This is a genomic window from Catellatospora sp. NPDC049609, assembly GCF_040675365.1.
In the GTDB taxonomy this organism is placed as follows: Bacteria; Actinomycetota; Actinomycetes; order Mycobacteriales; family Micromonosporaceae; genus Catellatospora.
Window position 1 is genome coordinate 1 of the sequence record NZ_JBFAOU010000464.1, and the last position, 1,370, is coordinate 1,370.

Sequence of the window (1,370 nt, forward strand, 5' to 3'; positions counted from 1 at the left end):
CCGCGGCGACCGGGTTCCAGCTGTACCTGGACCAGGCGTACCCGCCGGCGGTGGGTCAGCAGGTCAACGACAGCGTGGCCGAGCTGGTCGCCGGGAAGAAGAAGCCCGAGGAGATCGTCAAGGACATCACCACGGTGGCCAAGAGCCAGTAAGGTACCGCGCCGGTGGCCGCACCGGCGCCGCACGACGACCGGCCACGCGCGACGGGAGCAGGGACGATGACGCAATCGACGGCGATCCGGAAGGATCCGGGCTCCCGCGCCGCAGTGCCTTCGCCACGGGGATCGGCGGCCGCGCGCGGGCGCGGCCGCCGGCCCCGGCAGCTCGCCGCGATCGTGCTGTTCCTCGCGCCGGCGCTGGTGCTGTTCCTGCTGCTGGTCATCGCCCCGATCCTGGTCGCGGGCTACGTCAGCCTGTACAAGTGGAACGGCTTCAACCTGCCGGAGAACTTCGTCGGGCTGGACAACTTCACCCGCGCGTTCGAGGATCCGACGTTCCTGGGCGACCTGTGGCGCACCGGAGTGCTGATCGGGCTGTCGCTGGTCATCCAGCTGCCCGTGTCGCTGGGCCTGGCCATGCTGCTCAACCAGCAGCTCAAGGGCCGCAGCGTGTACCGGCTGATCTTCTTCGCGCCGTACGTGCTCTCCGAGGTCACCACGGCGGTGCTGTTCACCCTGGTGCTGTCGCCGAACCGGGGGCTGGGCCAGCAGATCGCCGGGTGGCTGGGCATCGACGCGCTCAACGGCGCGGTGTTCGCCGACCCGGACACGGTGCTGTTCGCGCTGTTCTTCGTGATCTCGTGGAAGTACTTCGGCTTCCACATGATCCTCTACCTGGCCGGCCGGCAGGGCATCCCGCGCGAGCTGACCGAGGCCGCGACCACCGACGGCGCCGGCCCCTGGCAGGTGTTCCGGCACGTGACACTGCCGCTGCTCGGCCCGACCATCCGGATCAGCGTGTTCCTGTCGGTCATCGGCAGCATCCAGCTGTTCGACATGGTCTGGGTGCTCACCGGCGGCGGACCCATCCACGCCTCGGAGACCATGGCCGTGACCATGTACCAGTACGGCTTCCGGCGCTTCGAGGTCGGCTACGCCAGCGCGATCTCGATCGTCATGTTCCTGATCAGCCTGGTGTTCGCCCTGTTCTACCAGCGGTTCGTGCTGCGCCGCGACACCGAGGGCGCCCTCACCACGATGGGAGACCAGCGTTGAGCCGGACCGTCACCCCCGCCGACCGTGCCCGGCGTACGGTGCTGCACCTGGTGTCCATCGTGATCGGCGCGCTCATCGTGGTGCCGGTCGGGTTCGGGGTGCTCGGCGGGTTCAAGGACAACGGCCAGCTGTCCACGAACCCCCTGGGCTGGCCCG

1 protein-coding gene is annotated in these 1,370 nt (G+C 69.1%); it reads left to right on the forward strand.

Translation table 11 applies throughout. The features are described 5' to 3' along the window. The first annotated feature begins 266 nt into the window (after window positions 1-266). Complete coding sequence (locus AB0J67_RS41160) at window positions 267-1,214, forward strand: sugar ABC transporter permease (RefSeq protein WP_363491264.1); 948 nt, start codon at window positions 267-269, stop codon at window positions 1,212-1,214. Window positions 1,215-1,370: the final 156 nt, after the last annotated feature.